The organism is Affinundibacterium amnicola (assembly GCF_014284275.1).
GTDB classification, from domain to species: domain Bacteria; phylum Pseudomonadota; class Gammaproteobacteria; order Burkholderiales; family Burkholderiaceae_D; genus Undibacterium; species Undibacterium amnicola.
The window spans coordinates 44,345-65,069 of record NZ_JACOFU010000001.1; the positions used below are offsets into that span (position 1 = coordinate 44,345).

General features: G+C 44.8%; 18 protein-coding genes. 7 read left to right on the plus strand and 11 right to left on the minus strand.

Annotated elements, in window-relative coordinates; genetic code table 11:
- Positions 1-110 precede the first annotated feature (110 nt).
- The 5 genes from H8K33_RS00205 to H8K33_RS00230 form a co-directional block, all read right to left on the minus strand.
- Positions 111-536 (minus strand): hypothetical protein, encoded by a 426-nt coding sequence (locus tag H8K33_RS00205; RefSeq protein WP_186888979.1) that lies wholly within the window; start codon positions 534-536, stop codon positions 111-113.
- 861 nt (positions 537-1,397) lie between these two features.
- Entirely contained in the window at positions 1,398-1,856 is a 459-nt protein-coding gene (locus H8K33_RS00215) for a copper chaperone PCu(A)C (protein ID WP_186888981.1), read from the minus strand.
- Between the two features lie 66 nt (positions 1,857-1,922).
- The gene (locus H8K33_RS00220) at positions 1,923-2,528 is read right to left on the minus strand and encodes an SCO family protein (protein WP_186888982.1); all 606 of its coding nucleotides are present in this window, start codon (positions 2,526-2,528) and stop codon (positions 1,923-1,925) included.
- A gap of 533 nt (positions 2,529-3,061) precedes the next feature.
- Complete coding sequence (locus H8K33_RS00225; RefSeq protein WP_186889716.1) at positions 3,062-5,407, minus strand: TonB-dependent receptor; 2,346 nt, start codon at positions 5,405-5,407, stop codon at positions 3,062-3,064.
- Between the two features lie 177 nt (positions 5,408-5,584).
- Positions 5,585-5,905: a DUF2946 family protein gene (locus H8K33_RS00230; protein WP_222613230.1), complete on the minus strand. Its 321-nt coding sequence runs from the start codon at positions 5,903-5,905 to the stop codon at positions 5,585-5,587.
- A gap of 189 nt (positions 5,906-6,094) precedes the next feature.
- On the opposite strand from H8K33_RS00230, the gene H8K33_RS00235 reads away from it, so the two are divergent.
- Together H8K33_RS00235 and H8K33_RS00240 are read left to right on the plus strand one after the other, a co-directional pair.
- Positions 6,095-6,568, plus strand: a complete 474-nt coding sequence (locus tag H8K33_RS00235) for a CreA family protein (protein WP_186888984.1) — start codon at positions 6,095-6,097, stop codon at positions 6,566-6,568.
- 103 nt (positions 6,569-6,671) lie between these two features.
- Positions 6,672-7,538, plus strand: a complete 867-nt coding sequence (locus H8K33_RS00240; RefSeq protein WP_186888985.1) for an HDOD domain-containing protein — start codon at positions 6,672-6,674, stop codon at positions 7,536-7,538.
- Positions 7,539-7,608: 70 nt separating this feature from the next.
- Here H8K33_RS00240 and H8K33_RS00245 read toward each other — a convergent pair whose 3' ends face one another.
- The 3 genes from H8K33_RS00245 to dacB form a co-directional block, all read right to left on the minus strand.
- Positions 7,609-7,806: a hypothetical protein gene (locus H8K33_RS00245; RefSeq protein ID WP_186888986.1), complete on the minus strand. Its 198-nt coding sequence runs from the start codon at positions 7,804-7,806 to the stop codon at positions 7,609-7,611.
- A 244-nt stretch (positions 7,807-8,050) separates the two neighbouring features.
- The gene (locus H8K33_RS00250; RefSeq protein WP_186888987.1) at positions 8,051-9,058 is read right to left on the minus strand and encodes a hypothetical protein; all 1,008 of its coding nucleotides are present in this window, start codon (positions 9,056-9,058) and stop codon (positions 8,051-8,053) included.
- A gap of 171 nt (positions 9,059-9,229) precedes the next feature.
- Positions 9,230-10,687, minus strand: coding sequence for a D-alanyl-D-alanine carboxypeptidase/D-alanyl-D-alanine endopeptidase (dacB, locus tag H8K33_RS00255; RefSeq protein ID WP_186888988.1), 1,458 nt, complete (start codon positions 10,685-10,687; stop codon positions 9,230-9,232).
- Between the two features lie 315 nt (positions 10,688-11,002).
- Between dacB and H8K33_RS00260 the strand changes: the two genes are divergently transcribed.
- From H8K33_RS00260 to H8K33_RS00280, 5 genes are all read left to right on the plus strand, one after another.
- On the plus strand, positions 11,003-14,332 hold the full coding sequence (locus tag H8K33_RS00260; protein ID WP_186888989.1) for a S41 family peptidase: 3,330 nt from the start codon (positions 11,003-11,005) through the stop codon (positions 14,330-14,332).
- A gap of 150 nt (positions 14,333-14,482) precedes the next feature.
- Positions 14,483-15,574, plus strand: a complete 1,092-nt coding sequence (locus tag H8K33_RS00265) for a type I restriction endonuclease (protein WP_186888990.1) — start codon at positions 14,483-14,485, stop codon at positions 15,572-15,574.
- Between the two features lie 283 nt (positions 15,575-15,857).
- The gene (locus H8K33_RS00270) at positions 15,858-16,247 is read left to right on the plus strand and encodes a TFIIB-type zinc ribbon-containing protein (protein WP_186888991.1); all 390 of its coding nucleotides are present in this window, start codon (positions 15,858-15,860) and stop codon (positions 16,245-16,247) included.
- A gap of 251 nt (positions 16,248-16,498) precedes the next feature.
- Complete coding sequence (locus tag H8K33_RS00275; RefSeq protein ID WP_186888992.1) at positions 16,499-17,392, plus strand: MipA/OmpV family protein; 894 nt, start codon at positions 16,499-16,501, stop codon at positions 17,390-17,392.
- 42 nt (positions 17,393-17,434) lie between these two features.
- Positions 17,435-17,872: a hypothetical protein gene (locus tag H8K33_RS00280; protein ID WP_186888993.1), complete on the plus strand. Its 438-nt coding sequence runs from the start codon at positions 17,435-17,437 to the stop codon at positions 17,870-17,872.
- Between the two features lie 32 nt (positions 17,873-17,904).
- Here the strand turns inward: H8K33_RS00280 and H8K33_RS00285 are convergent, their stop codons facing one another.
- From H8K33_RS00285 to H8K33_RS00295, 3 genes are read right to left on the minus strand one after another with little or no spacing between them, the layout of a single operon-like run.
- On the minus strand, positions 17,905-19,209 hold the full coding sequence (locus tag H8K33_RS00285) for an NAD(P)/FAD-dependent oxidoreductase (protein WP_222613231.1): 1,305 nt from the start codon (positions 19,207-19,209) through the stop codon (positions 17,905-17,907).
- On the minus strand, positions 19,206-19,478 hold the full coding sequence (locus tag H8K33_RS00290) for a (2Fe-2S)-binding protein (RefSeq protein WP_186888994.1): 273 nt from the start codon (positions 19,476-19,478) through the stop codon (positions 19,206-19,208). Before H8K33_RS00290 ends, H8K33_RS00285 begins: the two co-directional genes overlap by 4 nt.
- A 48-nt stretch (positions 19,479-19,526) precedes the next feature.
- Positions 19,527-20,714, minus strand: coding sequence for an NAD(P)/FAD-dependent oxidoreductase (locus tag H8K33_RS00295; RefSeq protein ID WP_186888995.1), 1,188 nt, complete (start codon positions 20,712-20,714; stop codon positions 19,527-19,529).
- Positions 20,715-20,725: the final 11 nt, after the last annotated feature.

Below are 20,725 nucleotides of genomic sequence, written 5' to 3' on the forward strand. Positions count from 1 at the left end.
GTTAAGTGTTGCAGATATCAGTGTGTCTGGATTTTCGGTAGTACAAACTAATGGCTTTTGAAATGTGCTAGATCATGACTTGGCCCAACTTTTTTTGTACATCAGCGGGTCTACCGGAATAAAGTTGAAAACAGATCATGGTCGAGGGGCGAACCAAAAGGTCCCTCTTTTCGGAGATTTGTGCTGTAGCCTCGGCGGTTGTTATGTGCGATAAATCCAAGCAATTCCTGTTCAATATAGATGGCGACCGATTCGCCATCCGCGGACCATTGAAACCTTATCGCTTCGGTCACTGGCAACGCACGCTGCGCATTATCAGTTACAAAAGTCTGAGTAGCTGGCGGAGCGTTTTCTTCTTGCGCAAAGGCATCAAGATTCTCTGGCGCTTCAATAGTATTTAGAAGCCAGCAATCTGCGATTGGAAGACTTTCATCTGACTCCGTGAGGTAGCACCAAACGGACGCACCTTCATCGACTAGAACAACTGTCTTCTTTGAGCTCGCATGACGCTCGGATAAGAATAAAGATTCGGTCATCGTGATGTCCTATGCAGATTTGACGGGAACGCCGTCGAGGTTGTTATTGTTGCCGAGGTCGCCATAGGCGAGTCCCAGTCGAAAGATTTGTTAAAGTTCATTTATATCTTTCATGAACATTTTTCGGAAAAACCTTATTGCCACTAAAAAACCGCCGACAATAAACAATACACCGAAAATAATTTCCCGAAGCCAGAATAAGAGAAAGTAACTGAGGTCTGTCGTTTGATCATTTGAATCAACAGTATTCCAGGTCCAATACATCAATAAGCCAGAAATCACAACGTAGAGTGTTAAGAACACGACCGCACCTACCGTGCTTTGTTCTTTGTTTACCTCAATCTCCTTTTTAGTCGGCAATTCGTCCATCGTGGCTATTTGAACTTTCGCTAGATTTAGGTGAAAAAATGTCGCCTAATAATTTAATCTGAGGCATCACATTGATCATGTAATTCCTCTCAAGCAGATATAAATACTAGCCCATCTCCAATTTTTACTATTTTCAAGTGCATTAAAATTTTGGCGAAAAATGTCAACAACAAAGATAGTCATTCTATCAAGGCTTTTGCTAGCGTCAAGCAAACAATTTTCAATATTGAAAGTGCGCTAATTTTTTACATGCTGAACAAAATAGGATGTAAAGAAATGACACGCGTGCTGGTATGCCATTTCTCAATTGATAAATCGGTTTTGAGATCGCTTCCGTATTAAATTACGCAGGTACATTCACTAGCCAGTCATCGTCACTAATTACGCAAAGACCGTTGCAAAACGCAGCAGGGTGTTGATGAAATTTTCAAACAACATTGATCAATGGCGCATCAAATGACCTGCCGCTTATTGCAAACCAACTGGACTTGCTTAGTGATTCATTTTGTGTGCTGAGGTATTCATCGCTTTGCCCACTGCTTTGACTTCAATGGTTTGGGTCTTTTTGTCTTTGCCTTCAACGGTCAAAGTCAATGGCACGATATCGCCTTCTTTTACTTGCGCATTTAAGCCCATCAACATCACGTGGTAGCTGCCAGGTTTTAATTCGACTGTTTTGCCAGCTGGTAAATCTAAGCTCATAACTTGACGCATTTTCATGACGTCTTTGTCCATTTCCATGGTGTGAATTTCGACCATTTTTGCAGCTGGTGAAGTTGCAGAGATCAGTTTCACGTCTTGTGTTGCGGTCAATTGCATAAACGCACCGGTTGCTTTTTGTTGAGCGACCGTGGCGCGTACCCATGGGTCTTTTACCGCAACTTGAGAAAATGCAGCAGCACCGAGTGTTAAGCTGAGTGCAGCGAAGAGGGGAGTGATGATTTGTTTCATGGTCTTTCCTTTCGGTGGTGGGGATTACATAAAAATAGATTTGCTATAAAACGAATACTAAAAAACTCAAGATGCTTGTTTCATCAATTGACGAATATCGGCGGCAAATTGATCTGCATTATGCTCGTGCCGCATTGCCAATCGAATCTTGCCTTGTTTATCGAATAGATAACTCAAGGTGGAGTGATCCATGGTGTAGCTACTGCCTGTGGTCACCTTAGCATAGAAGACTTTAAATTCATCGGCAACTTGTTTAGTTTGCTCGGCGTTGCCACGCAGGCCAAGAAAACTAGCATCAAAATTTTGGGTATAAGCACGCATTAAATCAGCGGTGTCGCGCTCGGGATCAATACTGATAAAGATGACTTGTAACTGATCAGCGTCTTTACCGAGTTTTTGCTTCACTGCCGCAGCGCGTGCCAGTGCCGTCGGGCAAATGTCAGGGCATTGGGTAAAGCCAAAAAACACCAAGACATAACGACCTTTGAAATCAGCTAGTTTCCGGATTTTTCCATCACTGTCACTGAGTTTGAAGTCTCGACAATAGTCTGCACCGGTGATGTCGATGCTATTGAAGCTGACGGCATTTTTGTCACATGCTGATAGACCCAAAGCCACGCTAATCGCCAGAAATTGTCGACGCTTGTTGGATAACACTGATTTGCTAGCCATCTTAAAATCCTTATCTCTTTTGAGTAAATCTGTAATTCACATGCGTTCAAGTCCACTTGATCTCAATACTGGTAACTCCCTTCTCCCGCAAGCGGGAGAAGGGGCGGGGATGAGGGTGTGTCAGACTAGATTTTCGATATTCAAAAATCTAAACTACGCTGTCTTTTCACTTCTTTGTCTTGTGAAACGGCAGTGCGGTTTCTGAACCACCCTCACCCTAGCCCTCTCCCGCATGCGGGAGAGGGTATATATGATTTCTTTGACCGCTTTAGTTTGTAACTCCCTTCTCCCGCAAGCGGGAGAAGGGGCGGGGATGAGGGTGTGTCAGACTAGATTTACGCTATTCAAAAATCTAAACTACGCTGTCTTTTCACTTCTTTGTCTTGTGAAATGGCAGTGCGGTTTCTGAACCACCCTCACCCTAGCCCTCTCCCGCATGCGGGAGAGGGGACGTTTACGCGCATCAGCTAAGGTCCTTTTCAAGTTCTGTTGTACAAGTTCATCGTGCAAGCTAATCGCAATCTGGCCTTTAATTAATAATCGAACTTCAACTCAGCAACAACACTACGTTGCGTGTACGGATGGAAAGCCCAATACTTTTTGTTGTTGAGATTATCGATACCAATAGCGGCGCTCCATTGTTTATCCAATTTATAGCGTACGCGTAGGTCAGTGACCAAGAAGCTAGAAAAACCAAAGTAAGTGAAAGCGTTGTTGTCGCTATTGTCTAATGAACCGTATTGACGGCCACTGTAGCGAACGCCAAATGTCGTCGTCAGTTTGTCATTGGCACGATAGCTGGCGACAAAATTGGCGCGCCATTGCGGAACGCGTGGCTGCCATTTGCCTACACTCTTTTGGAATTTGTCATTTTTGCCGATTTTGGAATCGGCATAAGTGACACTGGCAGCGAGGTCTAGTCCAGTAAGGACGACATCACTGTTTTGATAGGCCAGCTCTAAACCATTCGTACGAATTTTGTCGACGTTTTGAATATTGGTGATATTTGGTGTGACCAAGGTATTGGTTTGTGAGTACATTGCATCGACCGTGTCTTCATGGAAGAAGGTGGTGCGCAATAAACCTTTGCCATCGTTCAATGATTGTTCTGCACTCCATTCACTCGTCCACGATTTTTCAGGCTTGAGATTCGGGTCGTTGTTGACGATGGTTTGGGTTGATACTGTGCCTTGATAGAGCTCAGATACCGTTGGCATACGCACCGCCCGACCGAGTGAGGCTTTGAGTGTCAGATCATCACTCGCACGAAACGCGACGGCCACTTTTGGTGAGAAATAGTTTTCGTCACGATCTGCAAATGCCAAGGTGGTAGTCGTATTCGAAATCGCACCATCATGCGCCGACCATTGTTCAAATCGGCCACCAAAAATGGTTTTCCAGGTGGCGTTGATACGCCATGCATCTTGTAAATAAATACTATTTAACTCAGCATCACCTTGGAAAGCCGAGAAGCGCTTGCTTGGCACGCCATTGATCCAGTTTGCGGTATCAGAAACGCGTGTACGCAGTTGGAAGGCTTCACGTTGGTAGCCAAATTCTGTCGTGTGTTCAGCGTTCGGACGCCAGATTCCCTTCACAGCCAGCGTGTTCCATCCTGTACCGCTGCCGTCTGTGATGCGACCAGCACCACCGGAGTTGGCTAAAGGAATGGCCACGGTGGGCGCGCGGACTATATCTTTTCGATAGTCATACAAACTGGCCGCTAATTCCCAATCCCATTCACCCTTAGTATTGCTTTTCAAATTCAAGCCATGCGTGAGGTGCTCGATTTGATTTTTGCTATTGGAAATATCGACTGCTTGGCTTTTGCTATTCGTAATATCAATAGGGTTGAGTGTATATTTTTTACCAGAGATATTGACGTCGCCGCTGTAGACAGGGTTGCCAGCTGCATCACGTAAATAAGATTCTGTACTACTATTCATCGCATTGCGCCACGCGCCAAAAGTATAGCTAGCGCGCAGCGTTGGTGTTATTTCGTAGGCTAATTTGATTTTGGCGTGATCTTGTATCGTATGGTATTGGCCTGTTGCGGCGACTAACCACCAGTCAAGCCCTTGCGGATTCTTACCAGGAATTGCACCCGTAACGGCTGTGCCCGCCGTGCTTGTAACACCGGCTGAGAGTAATTTATTGGCGAAGGCAATTGGATGACCATCGCTATCTAAACGATTCAGATTCACCCACCAAGATAATGCGCCTTGTTTATCACCTAGGCTACCACTCAATTGCTTGCCACTAAATTTTTTATCAGTACCGTATTCTTGAAAATTTTCTGAAAAGCCAACTAGCTTGACATGCGCTTCAAATTTTTCTGGCATACGGGTCACGTAGTCCACAACCGCACCAACTGAATTGCCAGAATAAGCCGCAGAAAATGGACCGTACAAAACATCGACGCGTTGAATTTCTTCAGGTGTAACAAGACCCCAGCGAGGTGTAAAAGTCGCGCCATTTCCTAATAAGTTGGATAAAAGTATGCCGTCTGCATACACCATCGAACGCGCGCTATTGCCTGTGCCAGAGGCGCGCGTTGCTAATACAGCGTGATTGTAATCACCAACATAACGCTTGCGAACCAATAAACTTGACAGGTACTTGAGCGCGTCTTCCGCGTCAATCGCATTGATGGTTTTTTCTATGGCTTTCGCACTGATGCCTTCAATCGTTGTTGGGATTTCGGTTGGTAATGTGGTCGGGCGATCACCTTTGATGAAGACGCGTTCGATGTTTGTTTTATGTTCTGGTTGATCATCTTTTTGCTTTGCCAACACATTGGCAAAAGCAGAACTTGAGAGGTAAGGAAAGGTGGCCGCGATCGCGCAAGCAATCACGGCTGGTCGTAAAGTGTTTTTCATAGACGCTAGCTTCAATACCTGCGGTGTGACGGTATCAACGTCATCCACAGGCGAATTCAATAAGTTAAGCAACAAGCTTTTGATCAAGATCAACAACGCATTGCCAAGTTTGCGATGAGTTCAATCCTATTGTTGTGCACTTTTCTATGCACAAAAATGAAGATTTATCGGTTTGAATTAAGCGAATGAAGGTGGCCCGCGTGCGGGCAGAGGTGCAGCAACGATGGCAGCAAGGCGTGCTGCTGGTATAGATTGCGTTGCGTAAGATAAGGTGTGGACTGGTGCAACCGCGTCAGGCAAGGGTAATGTTGGTGTGATGCCGGTCGGTACACAGAGCGAACATTCAATCGTGTGCTGGGTGGATTTGCCGTCAACGATCTGGCCAGATTCATTCACGAATTTGATGCCAGTGGTGGTACACACCATGCTCATACCTTTTCCTTCGACCATGGGCGCAGCCATCGCAATGCTGAGCGTTAATCCGTACAGGAATAACACAGCGATTACGAGCTTGTTAGCGCGGCGTATGCGATGGAAAAGGAAGGAAGGGAACATGGGGCAAGATTGTAGCAGGAAAAGACTCGCGAAGTCCAAGGGCTAGATTCGCGCATGGATTTGCGTGTTTAAGCAAAACAAAAACAGGTGTACAGTTGCTGTGTTATTTCTCATCATCTTGAAAGTGAAAAAATGCACGCCTCAAAATTACTCATCATCGCCGCTTTGTTGTTTGGTTCTGGCATGGCACATGCGCAAAAAATTGGCAGTGTCGATACGGTATTCAAGTTCATTGGCCCCGATCATAAAATTGTGGTGGAAGCTTATGACGATCCTAAGGTCAAAGGTGTTACTTGCTATGTGTCGCGTGCAAAGACAGGAGGAATTAAAGGTGGTTTAGGTTTGGCAGAAGATAAAGCGGAAGCCTCGATTTCTTGTCATCAAGTTGGCCCCATCAGTTTTGATAAACCATTAAAGCAGCAAGAAGAGGTCTTTAATCAAAGTTTATCGATACTGTTTAAAAAATTACGCATCGTTCGTATGGTGGATGTGCAGCGGAACGCACTGATTTATTTGACCTATTCAGATAAATTAATCGAAGGTTCACCGCAAAACAGTGTTACTGCTGTGCCTGTGGATAGACAAATTTCCATACCAATTAAATAAAATTTTGTGTTTGCAGTGCTTGTTAGAATTGATTTCCAAGTGGAAATAATGTCTAATACTGAGCACTCGCTATGCCTGCGACAATTTAAAAACTCACTATAAAATGAATCAACAAATTCAACCGGTGGTAAACGACAAACAAGCGGTCGATAATCTGTTAAAGACGATCCGTATTCCGCCGCGCCCAAGTTTGCTGGTTGATTTGCAAAAGGAATTAAATAAAGAGGAACCAAGCGCGAAAGGTATGGCGAAAATTATCGCTAACGACGTCGCTTTGGCTGCATCGCTTTTAAAGTTAACCAATTCCCCATTTTTTGGCTTGCGCTTAAAAGCACAGTCAGTTGACCATGCAGTCAGTTTGATAGGTACCACACAAACCGGTATTTTGATGACAGGCATTATTGCACGCCAATCAATTAGTAGTGGCGCTGCTTCGATGGGTAAGTTCTGGGATTTTTCTAGCAAGCGAGCACAAGCATTGAGTGCAATGGTTAGACGTACCCCAGTGTGTTCTTCAGATGTTGCGCATACCTTTGGTTTGTTTTGTGATATTGGTGTACCGATTTTAATGGAGCGTTTTCCTGGTTATGCAGACACCTGGAAAAAAGCCAATAGTGAATTTGATTTAGCATTAACCGATATTGAAGATCAGCACCACATCACGAATCATGCCTCGATTGGTTCCTTGATGGCGCGTACTTGGGGTTTGCCAGAGCAAGTATCGACCGCGATTTTACTGCACCACGATTACAAAACCTTAGAGGATACTGCCACAGAAGATAGTGTGCGTGGATTGATTGCGCTCTGTGCTTTAGCCGAATATGCGATTCAAAAATACGAAGGACAAGAGCGTCCATCTGAATGGTATAAAGGCGGAGAAATGGTTTGCCAGTTTCTTGGAATTAGCGCAGAAGACGCCGAGGATTGGTGCGATGAACTGCAAGATACCTTCAATTCTGCACATGCATAATATTCGTCATCGAGACGAATCGATGAATAGATTAATTCTGCCGTAAGCCATTCGCCGTTGTACCACCAAGTTAATTTGGTTTGTAACCAAGTATGCGAGCGGGTAAAAACAAGATTGCCCGCAATAATTCAAATACCGCATCGACCGTAATGCCGATCAGTCTAAATGGCAATAACACGAGCCATACCAATGGATACAGCAGCAAGGCTAAAAGCGCTAGTGGCCAGCATAAAATAAAAACGACAATCCAAATTAAAAAACTCAACATACGATTTCCTTCACTTTGCTAATTATTAATGCAATCAGATGTAAGTCCTGACTGTAATGCAGCTTACAGCTTTCCTATTGTGGAATCAGATCAATCGCATATTCTTTGGTATCAGCTGTCAAATGGGCTGACGAAGCATAGTCGTTTGAAGATTCGCTAGCGAATAATCAGGTACTACTTCAGCATCAAATGGAAAATAAATAAGCAGCAATGATTCCAATAATGATTCAAATAATGACTCGTCCTAAAGTTGCAATTGACCGCAAGGAACATGAATGACCATGCTGTCACTTAGAACGTTTGAGAGTTGCGTATTGGTGATATTGAGCTCTGTTTGTGCCAGCCATTTGAAGAAGGGCAAGCGAGCTGCATTAGTGTTATCCAGCTCATTCAAAATATTGTCTTTGTATGGGCGAAAGTAGCTTAATTTGACATCAAAAGGGCAGGACATTTGGTTGAAATTGAATTCAACTGGTGTTTTTAGATCTTTGGCATTCCTGAGGAAATCAATCAAGTCCATATCGCGCAATATGGTTCTATCATTATTTCGCAATAAAAATTTGTAGGCGACAAATGTATCGACGACGGAATCTTGCAAGCACGGCATACGCAAGCCTTCTACATAGCCAGCCACAGATTGTCTTAATTGTCGGTTCCGAGTGCTCGGCAATACTTCGGTGATCGGTGCTTGGTCTGGTGAAACGAAACGCATGTTGACGATCACCACACCTTCTTCGCCCCGTCTTCTTGATTCAACAGGATAATTCGGTTTGCTGCCCGGGTCTTGATGCACCAGGCAGCTAAGCATTTCTTTGCGCTTGCGATCTTCTACATCAATCGCTAAGCTCACTTTTACCACACGATTGCCGAGCAAGCTAAAGTTGTACGATTGTTGTAATCGCACTGGCGCTTGTTCAGCTGTCATGCATGGAACACGTAAGAATTGTGCTTGCGCTTCTATCGCATCGATAAAATCTTGGTACACCATAGCGCTTAATACTTTTATTTTTGGCGGCGATTCGGCATCTTTAAATTCTAATTCGACTTGAACTTTGGCTTCTTCTTTGCGTTGTAAACGTAATTCTGGGTAGTTCACTTGACTTGGCGCACCAGGCAATAAACTCAAGCAAGCCAGTGCCTTTGAAGGAGTGAGTGTGACTGTCGAGGCAAACGATGCCGCGGAAGTTCCTAGGCATAGCGAAAACAAAAGTGCGCGTAAACAATTGCGAAAAGTGGTGCCGGACAGTTTCATGTTAATTTCGATCAAAAAATTGAAAACGAAGTTAAAAACTAAGTTAAAAACCAAGTTAAAAATAAAATCAAAATTTTACATGATTAAATTTGTTGACCACGAATAAATTTAAGTGCTGCTACATTTCGCTCGCTGGTGCTAAGGCTGCTTACACGAACTTCTGATTTGGATTTATTGCCTGCCGCCTGCCAGCCAATTAATAATTTCGTCTAATACCACTTTCGCTTTCGTGGCAGCGGACTCGTCGGTATTCATAATGGCAACCACGATCCAGTCTTTTTGTTGGCTATCACGTACATAGCCAGCAATCGCCATGACATTTTTCAGATAGCCCGTTTTAATTCTGGCTCTGGCTTCTGCGCTACTGTTTTTTAAGCGATTGCGCATGCTGCCGTCAATTCCAACAATCGGTAAGCTGCTGGCAAATTCTGGGTACCAATTGCTATTGGCCGCGACGCGTAAAATTTGTGCTAATTGTGATGCCGAGATTCTATCGATGCGTGATAAGCCAGAACCATTTTCTATCAATAATCCTTGATCTGAAATGCCGCGTTTTGCAAACCATTCACGCACCACGGCATTGGCGGCTTGACTGGTATCTGCAAAATTTTTAGCTAGATTTGATTCTGCACCCAGCGTCAAAAATGCAATCCGTGTCATCGCGTTATCTGAAAATTTATTGATGATGCGTAATGTGTCAGCTAAGGTTTCGGAATCTTTTTGTAGTAATAATTTGGCGCTTACTGGAACGCTGCCATCAATAATTTTTCCTTGCCAATCACCACCCAATTCACGCCACAGAGCGCGGATTAAACTGCCGATGAAAAGATTGCGCTCTAATAAATTCAGATAGACATTTGCCTGGCAATTTTTCGGAAAACTACCGTTGATGGTGAGTTCAATTTGTTGATTGTCTAGCGCCTTCACTTGTGGTGTGACCCAGCCATTTTTCCATTCATTGCATGGTGCATTACTCCGCTTCATTTGGTTGATCAAGCTGACTTTGTCTTGTGGTGTGGTGAGCTTGATGTCGATGTTGTTACTATCAGAAGTCAGGTTGAACGCGCTGATATTGCTATGGATGAGCAAGGCATCTGGTATCACGTTGTAATAGGCATCGGGGTTTTCATCAAAGATCGGTGCATTCAACTCTGGACGCATGGGTTGAAAATAGCTGCGGTCTAAGATGATGTCACCTTGGATCTCGCGCAAACCTTGTTGGCGCAGATTTCTTAGCATTTGACTTAATTTGTCCCAAGTGAAATTAGGATCACCGCCACCTTTTAAATACAGATTCCCTTTTAGCTGTTGTGCCTGAATTGGGGCATCACTGAATACCTGGGTCTTCCAGCGGAAATTAGGGCCGAGCTGATCTAGCGCAATAAATGAGGTCAGTATTTTTAAGGTCGATGCTGGGCTAACGAGTTTTTCTGCCTGATGACTGAGGACCGCGTCGCCGTCGTGAGCAGGAATAATTTGTAAATGTAATTGTGTATTCTTTAGCCCAGTTTTTTTGATCAAGCTGTCGACATTGGGCGGTAGCGCGTCTTGCGCAAAAGCGGGTAGCAGACACGAAAAGCTGAACAACAAGGGAAGAAAAACAGATTGAATGAAGTAGTGATTTGACATGCCTATTTCCTGAGCGAATATTTAATGTGAAGTATGCCACGATAAAAGTAGTTTTCTTTCTAATTTTAAGATGGTCGACTTGTAATTAAATGAACTTTATCGCGTTCATCAACTCTATTTTCTTTCACTAAAATAAGTAGAATCAGTATTTATCATTTTTATAGTAAAGATGCCTTATCGGACTTACGCAAAATTTGAAGTAATAGTGCAAAGTACGAATCTCGTGTGAATGTTCTGTTCTTGAATAACGAGTTGATGAAGTTGAATTTCTTTTTATTGCCAATATCGAATACCTATTCTTAGGAGGAGACTGTAATGCCTGTATCCATCATCAAAAAAACCACGATTAGTCTGGTACTTGGCGCTTGTTTTGCCAGTACGACAGCTTTGGCTGATACCCAGTTGCTACGCCAACCAAGTGTCACGCGCGATCATCTCGCCTTTACTTACGGCGGTGATATTTGGCTGGCAGATCGTGATGGAAAAAATCCCACACGACTTACTCAGCATCCTGCCGCCGAATTTGCGCCAACGTTTTCACCCGACGGTAAATGGTTGGCATTCTCTGCATCTTATGATCGCAATACCGATGTTTATGTAATGCCAGCCAAAGGTGGCGAGGCACGTCGTCTGAGTTGGCATCCGGGCGCGGATGTGGTGGTGGGATGGAGCCCAGATAGCAAACGAATTTTGTTTTCATCGGGACGTGAGATTGGCGTGAGTCGAAGTACGCATTTGTATGAAGTCAATATCGATGGTGGTCATGAACAAAAAGTGATGGAGGCAATAGCCTTTGAAGGTAATTGGTCTGCCGATGGCAAATGGCTGGCATATCGTCCGTTCCCGCAAGCCTATGCTGGCACCAGTGGCTGGCGTCAGCATCGTGGCGGAACAACACCACCGATTTGGTTGATTGATATTGCCGGTAAAAAATTAGAGAAAATTCCGCATGAAAATGCCAGTGATAAATCGCCAGTCTGGATCGGCGATGATGTGTATTTCATTTCGGATAGAAATGATGGCGCTGCCAATTTATTCAGTTACAACCGCAAGAACAAATCGGTAAAACAATTGAGTAAAGAAACTGTTTGGGATATTCGCAGCATGAGCGCGCATGATAAGGCGATTGTGTACGAGGCTGGCGGTGTATTAAAAGAATTTGATACCGTGAGCGGAAAAACCAAAACGCTGGCCATCGACTTGAGCGCACAAACAGCACAAGCGAATCAATCGCGCCCGCAATGGAAAGATGCAACGGCAAATGTGACCTCAGCCAGCTTATCACCGACTGGTAAGCGCGTGCTTGTCACAGCGCGTGGTGACGTGTTTACTGTGCCGGTAAAAGACGGTTCAGTGCGCAATTTGACCGAGACGGCAGGTGTCCGTGAAAAAGATGCGAACTGGAGCCCAGACGGGAAAAGTGTTGCCTATATTTCAGACGCCGGGCTCGAACATAAAATTGTGATTAGAGATCAAACTGGCAGTGATGCGCCCAAGACTTTTGCTTTAGGAAAAGTTGGTTATTTCAATTTGTTAGAGTGGTCGCCAAATAGTCAAATGATTGTTTTTCAGGACAATCACTTGCAGTTGTTTGTGTTGAACATCGCCCAGGGAAAAATCACCAAACTTGATGAAAGTGCGCGTCGCTCTGCATTTAATGTTTCTTTTTCTAGTGACAGCCGTTGGTTAGCTTACACCGTATCGGGTGCGAACCATTTCTCACAAATTAAGCTTTATGATTTTAATTCAGGCAAAAACACCACCATTACGGATGGTTTAAGTGATGCGGATTTCCCCGCATTTGCACCCAAGGATTATTTGTACTTTACCGCATCGACCAATGCAGGCCCGACGCATGTTGGACTCGACATGTCGAGCCAAGAACGACCATTACGTAACGGTATCTATGCGGTGGTATTAGCGGCCGATGGAAAATCACCATTGCTGCCAAAATCTGGCGACGAAGAGGTGAAGAAAGAGGCGAAGTCAGATGGGGATGCTAAAAAAGACGATACCAAGAAGGACGACGCGAAGAAAGATGAATCTAAAAAAGATGAAGCCGCTAAACCAGCGAAAGCAGTGAAGATTGATTTAGCAGGCATTCAACAACGTATCGTTGCCTTACCGATTGCAGAGCGAAATAATTTGTCATTGCAAGTTGCCAGCGATGGCGGGCTGTTTTTCTTGGAGCGCCCACAACCAGGTGTGAGTAATGATCCGCCAGCTGAGCGCAGCGGCAATACAGCGAACTTGATGCGCTTTAATGCCGAAGATAAAAAAGCGAAATTAGTCAAAGCGGGTATTGCTAATTACAGTTTAAGTGCAGACGGTAAAAAACTGCTATTGCAATCAACCGGCGCTAAATTGGAAATCGCCGATGCAGCAGAAAAGATCGATCCTAAGCCGATTAATCTGAGCGGTTTAAGAATGCGCGTCGATCCACGTGCCGAGTGGGAACAGATTTTTAACGAAACTTGGTGGATGCAAAAAGAGTTTTTCTACGATGCGAATTTGCATGGCATCGATTGGGATGCGATTTACAAACGCTACCATCCTTTGCTTAAACACGTACAACGTCGCGAAGATCTGAATGACTTAATGGTTGAAATGATCGGCGAGTTACAGGTCGGCCATAACCGCGTTGGTGGCGGTGATATTCATCAAGAGACGCCAGTCGCGGTTGGTTTGCTGGGTGCCGATTTCACATTTGAAAACGGCTATGTGCGAATCAAATCGATTTTAAAAGGTGATCGCTGGAGCCCATTTTCACCAGCGCCTCTAGCCATTCCAGGTCTGGATGTGAAAGAGGGCGATTATCTCGTTGCGATTGATGGCAAAGCGATTGATGCAAAAACGAATCTGTTTTCTTTATTGGAAAACAAGGTTGGCAAGCAAGTGAATCTGAGCATCATGCGCGATTTGACGACCAAGGTGACACATCAAGTGACGGTGCAACCGATTGCCAATGAAGCTGATTTGCGCCAATGGCATTGGATAGAAAAAAATCGTGAGTATGTGCAAAAGAAAACAGACGGCAAGGTTGCTTATGTCTACTTGCCTAATACCGGCGGCGAAGGCTATCAGTATTTCAACCGGATGTTTTATGCGCAAGCCGAAAAATCTGCCTTGATCGTGGATGAGCGTCGTAATGGTGGTGGCCAGGCCGCTAACTACATTACGGATGTGCTCAGCAGACAGTATTTGGCTGGCTGGAAAGACCGCGATGGCATGATTTATGAAACGCCGGGTGCAGCGATCTATGGACCAAAAGCGATGTTGATCGATCAGGATGCTGGCTCTGGTGGAGATTTCTTGCCTTACGCATTTAAGCGTATGAAGCTCGGTACCTTGATTGGTAAGCGCACGTGGGGCGGCTTAATCGGTATTTCAGCGAACCCAAATCTGATTGATGGCGGTAATTTGGTGGTGCCATTCTTCCGTTTCTTCACGCCAGACAATGAATGGCGTATCGAAAATGAAGGTGTTGCACCGGATATTGATGTCGATCTTGATCCACTCGAAGTCAATCAAGGCAGAGATCCGCAACTCGATGCTGCGATTAAAGATGTGACCGATAGGTTAAAAACTTACCGTGACATGAAATTGCGTGTGGCACCACCTATGCCTAGAAGGCTTGGACAGTAACTCTTCATTTACGCAGAGCCTCTCTTCACTGATTTTTTTCCAGATTGGGAGAGAGGTGCTGCGATACTTAAATTAACTGATAGATAATATTAGTTGTTGGTTTGCTAGTCTTGGCACATACTTTCATTACTTAACTCAAGGGGGAATTTTATGGATTTCATTGATCAGCTTCGTGTACTTGCAAGTAGGATTAATAATACAAAGTCATTGATTCAGACTGAAGAAGCAACAAAAAATGCAATGATCATGCCGTTCATTCAAGCACTCGGATATAACGTATTTGATCCACTTGAAGTAACTCCCGAATTGGTTGCTGATATAGGAATGAAAAAAGGAGAGAAAGTTGATTACGCAATCTTGCGAGATGGAAAGCCGATAATGCTTTTTGAATGCAAGAAATGTGGTGCCGATCTAAGCATTAATCATGCAGGGCAGCTCTTTCGATATTTTCATGTAACCGAAGCTAGATTTGGTGTGTTGACGAATGGGTTGGTATATCGTTTTTTTACAGATCTTGAACAACCGAATAAGATGGATGAGAAGCCATTTTTTGAATTTAATATACTTGATTTTAAAGAGCGAGATATTGAAGAGTTGAAAAAATTTGCTAAATCTGTGTTTGATCTTGATTCGATACTTATCACTGCTAATGATTTAAAGTACACAAGAGTTATTCAATCAAAATTTGCAGAGTTGATCGCCAATCCATCCGAAGATTTTGTCCGTATTCTTTCGTCAGATTTGTTGGGTACAAGAAGATTTACTCCAGCAGTGAAGGATCAATTTACTAATATTGCTAAGCACGCTTTTGAACAATTCCTCGGCGAGCGAATTAATGAGCGACTTAAAGGTGCGATGTCGCCAGAATCAATTTCAATAATTGAAAAGCCAAGTGTCTTAGTTCAAGAAGATTCATCAAAGCCGAACGAACCTGTAATCGTAACCTCTATTGAGGAATTAGAAGGATTTCATATCGTGCGAGCGATCGTGCGTAACTTGGTGCCTAGTAAACGAGTGGTGATGCGTGATGCTCAAAGTTATTGTGCAATTCTTTTAGATGATAACAACAGAAAGCCAATCTGCAGACTTCGTTTTAATAATTCTCAGAAATTGAAGTTGGGCTTCTTTAATGATCAAAAAGAGGAAGAACAGGTATCGCTAGAGTCTATTGATGATTTGTATAAGTTTGAGGAACAGATTCGTGCGACAGTTTCTTCATATTTAAATAATTTAGAAGCTTGATTGACTTGTTTGCTAAGTCGTAAAAATAGAAAAAATGTTTGATTTTTGTTTTCGATGGGGGGAAGCCTCTTTTAATTGAAGGCTTCCCAATAACGTACATCCAATTTCCTTGGCGGTAAATCATTTCCATTTTTACCGAGCGATCGTCCACGATCTGCGTCTCAAAACGCATAAAATGCTGCCAGTCCACAAGTTCTCAAATCACTAGTTTGAAATGATGCTTGTGCTTGTTCAGTTCCCATTAAGCACTAGAATGCTTTTAGTCAGAAAGAGAGATTTTGCGATGAAATGTCCCGTTTGCGAAAATACGAATTTGTTAATGTCGGAGCGTCAGGGAATTGAAATTGATTATTGCCCGCAATGCCGTGGCGTTTGGTTAGATCGAGGTGAGCTGGATAAAATTATCGAGCGCTCTGGTGTGGCAGCCCCCGCTACAGCAACTGATGGCCGTGCCGCTGTGCCTGCGACGGCTCCGGTGTATCCGACGCAAGCGATTCCCCAACAACCAATTCAGCATCAACATCAACAACAGCAGAGCTATCCACAGCCAACACAGCATTATTCGTCACAGCATAAACATCAATCTAGTCATACTTATCCGCAGCATCATCATGGTGGTCATTACAAGAAGAAAAAAGAAGGTTTCTTGTCTGATTTGTTTGACTTTGATTGATGATCGCAGCGACGGTTGTGTGATCGCTCATAGGATTTCATGCCGCCGATGACGGATTTTGTTGTCGATACGATTCAAATTTACATCAGATGCAAATCATGCTGGGACATTGTGAACCGATAAATTTTGAGGTTGATGATGTTTTCCCAGCGTTTCTTTTTTCTGATGATTATTGCTCGGCACCATTTCCTATTGCGCTGCGTTACACTGCGCATTCTCTTGCTCAAAATCATGTTTTTAAAGGTTAGATTATGCTCAAAGCGGTCTTTATCCCAACAGTTTTACTGCTATCACTTACTACGAACGTGGCAGCACAAGAATTAAACACGGCGGCAAATGAACAAGTTAAGCAAGAAGATCAGTCGGCTAAACCCGCTTTGGTGAAAGACCTTGAGCCTTTGCCCTTGTGGGAATTCGGTGCCTCTACATTTGCGTTAAGTCAGCAGGCTTACCCAGGATCCGATACTTATGTGAATCGCGTTTTAGTTGTGCCTTACTTTTTGTATCGTGGTGAGCACCTCCGTGTCGATCGTGGCAACACAGGTTACCGCGCGATTAAAACGCCAAAATTTGAATTTGATGTTGGATTTGCAGGTGCTTTGGGTTCTAGTTCTGATAAAGTCAGTGCACGTCGTGGTATGGAAAAACTCGGCAATATGATCGAGTTTGGACCGCGTTTGAAGTGGAATATCAGTGAGCCAGAGGCAAATGGCCGCTGGCGTTTTGAATTGCCAGTGCGCGCTGTGTTCGATTTGAGCAATAGCTTCAAGCGTAAAGGAATTACGGTCGAGCCAGAACTGACTTTTGAACGCCGTGCTTTTGGTGGTTGGCGTTACAGCACCGGTTTATCGACGGTTTGGGGCAATCGCCAAATGGCGGAAACCTTTTACCAAGTACGACCCGACCAAGTATTACCTGATCGCGCTGCCTATCAAGCCAAGCAAGGTATTATTTCTTGGCGTTTGTCCGCATTTATCTCGCATTTTTATGCGAATAATTTCCGTGTATTTGGCGGAGTACGAGTTGATAGCCTGACTGGTGCAGCAAATGAAAATAGTCCGCTGGTAAAACGCAAGACCGCACCTTCTGTATTTGTGGGATTGACTTATACTTGGATGCGTTCCGAGCGACCAGAGGTTGAGTAAGTAATCGAGATATCGCTAGCCGAATTTGATTGCGGAGATTTTATGAACATAAAACTCAAGAGCATGGTGCTGGGTTCTGGATTGGCAATGATCGTTTATCAAATCGCCATACAGTTACTTGGTTACACTGCAGCAATCGCTATTCCTGCGCCAATTGCTCATTGGGCGATAGAAAATTCTGCACAGATTTTTTTGCTCTTTGTATGGGATTTGCTGGTGGTTCAGTTCTTGGGTATCGGCATATTGGCGGCGCTCGCGGTCTTTTTCGTGTTGCGACTGGCACCGTTGAATTGGCTTTATGTGGGTTTAAGTTTTATCGTGACTGAAACGCTGATCGCAAACCTTGATTTGTGGGCATTGTCGTCTTCGCAGTTTCTTTCAATTACCAATCTACTCACGTTGACGCCTCACTTCATTGCAGTCAGTATGTGTGTTCTCGCTGCTGCAAAATTCGGTGGAAAAAATCAAGCCGCTGTATAAGTTTTTCCGTTAGAGCATGCCATCTGATCACTTCAATTCCTATCCGACTCACAAGCAGTCATCAAGCTAGCGATCTTCGCTGAAGTCATTGGTAGTCTTCCACTGTCTTTTTCCCAAGAAAATAAAAAGCGATTGGCGCTGCCGCAGATGCGTCCTTGGCATGCGCCCATGCCGCAGCGCGTGTGTAATTTGGCGTCGCGCCAATCATTGCGCTGTTCTAGTTGTTCATAGCGCACATCTTCGCAGCGACAAACGATGGTATCTGCCTGGCACAGATGCCGCAGTTCTGAGCGTAATCGAAACGCTTGGTGTAAACGTTTGGCAAAACCGCGCCAAGTATGGCGTTGAGATGTGTACTTGCTTGCGATGTTCTGTTTGCTGGCGGCATAGCCCGCGATTGCGCCTTCGGCTAAGGCTAAATCAACGCCGCCGATGCCGGTACCTTCGCCCGCGCAATAAACGCCAGCTAAATTAGTCGCTTGTGATTCATCAACTGATACTTGTGAATAACCTTTTTCTTCTGTTAGCGCACAGCCTAGTGCTGCGGCAAGTTCGATATTGGGCACCAGACCGTAACCACATGCCAACATGTCACAAGGAATTTCTTGCACCTCACCTTGAACTGATACGCGTACACTGCCGATCGCGTTAGAATCTGCGGAACTCGCTTGCGCTGCTAGTACAAAACTATCAGCGTGATAACGCGTTTGTAGCGTTTTGTGCATGGTGCGCGTGAGTTGAAATGCTTGAAAAATTTTGCTAGGTGTTGCGAGTAAACCAAACGCGAAACGACTGAGCTGGCCAAATTTTGCTTGTTCTAAAACGTGGGTCACATGCGCACCGCGCTCGATCAGACTTGCTGCTACCGCGAATAAAAGTGGCCCGCTACCAGCAAGGACAATGTATTTTCCTGCAACTGGGTAAGCGGCTTTTGATAAGGCTTGCAAGCCACCTGCGCCAGTGACACCATTTAAAGTCCAGCCGGGGAAGGGCAGCAATAATTCCCGCGCGCCTGTGCAAAGAATAATTTTTGGTGCCGAGAAAGTTTGCGCTTGCTCTACGCCTTGCTTTTCAACGACGATTTGATATTCGTCACCCTGCTTTTTCGCATGAACTACCTTTGCGCCAAAATGAAAACGCACTTGTTCGCTTTGACTTAATGTTTGCCATAAAGCCCTAGCCCGAGGATCGGCTTGATGATCCGCGCCGCCACGCCAGATTTGACCGCCAGACTGACTATTGTCATCAATAATATCGATCTTTACACCCGCTTTAAGTGCCGCTGCTGCAGCGGCTAAGCCTGCTGGGCCTGCGCCAATAATAATGATGTCGCTCATGCGAATTCTCCGGTCAAAATTTGCATCTGATTAACGCAGATGGTTTGGCATCCTAACTGATGCGCTTGGCCATTAATCGTGACGCGACATTCTTGACAGACACCCATGCCACAAAAAGCGGAGCGTGGCATTCCGGTTACCGAGATGCGTGTGTGGGGAACACCGGACATTGCCAATGCCGCGACCACACTGATGCCAGATTCAACCTGATGTGATTGTCCATTAATGCTGATTTCAATTAACTTGGAAGATGCTTGGGCAGGACTCATATTACTGCTCATTTCTGTTTTGATGATTTAACATGATTCGATATGCACTTAAGACACTGAATGTGTTTCAATATTGCGCGACGGCCAGTAGGCTTCAACATCGATCTTACTGGATTGACGACAGATCTGGTCTTTTAATATCTGCGCAGTCGCGAGCGAGGTCGTGATTCCTAAACCTTCATGGCCAGTCGCCATCCAGACATGTTGACGACTGGGATGTGGGCCAATATACGGCAAGCCATCGGGTGTGGCGGCGCGGAATCCCGTCCAAGCGCGAATGCCTTTGAGATTCGCCAATGACGGCACATAGTGGCAGGCCTGTGCCAGCATTTTCCCCAAAATAGCATGATCGATGTCTTTGTGAGTGACATCAAATTGGCGAGATGAACCAATAAAGAGTTGCCCAGTGGGACGAGGTTGTAAGTTAAAGGCGACCGAATCACCATCAGAAGCATGCGCACTTTTGATATAACCAAGTTCGACCAATTGATGTCGTATAAATTGCGGATAACGATCAGTGATCAGCAAATGGCCTTTCTTGTAGCGTAGCGGAAGATCATCGATCAATTTTGTTGATGCTAAACCATTTGCAACTACGATGTTGCTTGCCGCGATTTCAATGCCATCTTCTAGCCTTACTGCTTGATTCATTACTTCCGCAACAGTCGCCTTGATTAAGTGCGCACCATGTTTGAGTGCGATAGTTAGTAGCAGTTGCGCACTTTTGGGTGGGTAGACCAGCGCGTCTTGATGGACCAATAAGCCGCCAGCCAATCCTGCGCGTAGTTGCGGTTCGCGTTGCGCTAATTGGCTTGCACTGAGTAGTTCGCAGCGAACCTCATGTGCCTGCAAAATCTGTAACTTCGCGCGTGCAGCTTCAACTTCTTCTTCATCCGCTGCAACCCAAATGGTGCCGCACTCGCTATATTCATGTTTGGCTGGTTCGTGTTCATTGGTATGAACTAATTGTCGCCACAACTCTAAGGAATAACGACTTAGTGCCAATTCAGCGGGGTTGTCGTCCATCATCACCAGATGCCCCATGCCAGCAGCAGTCGTACCGCCTCCGATCGTACTTGGTTCGATAATGCCAACCCGTAAACCTGCTTGCGCTAAGCTGGCTGCGCAGGCACAACCGATAATGCCACCACCGATAATTAGTGCATCGAAAGATGTATTTGCCGTTCTGTTCGAGTTTGTATTGTTAGCCGTTACTTTGCTTAGTAGGTCATTCATGGGAATTTCCT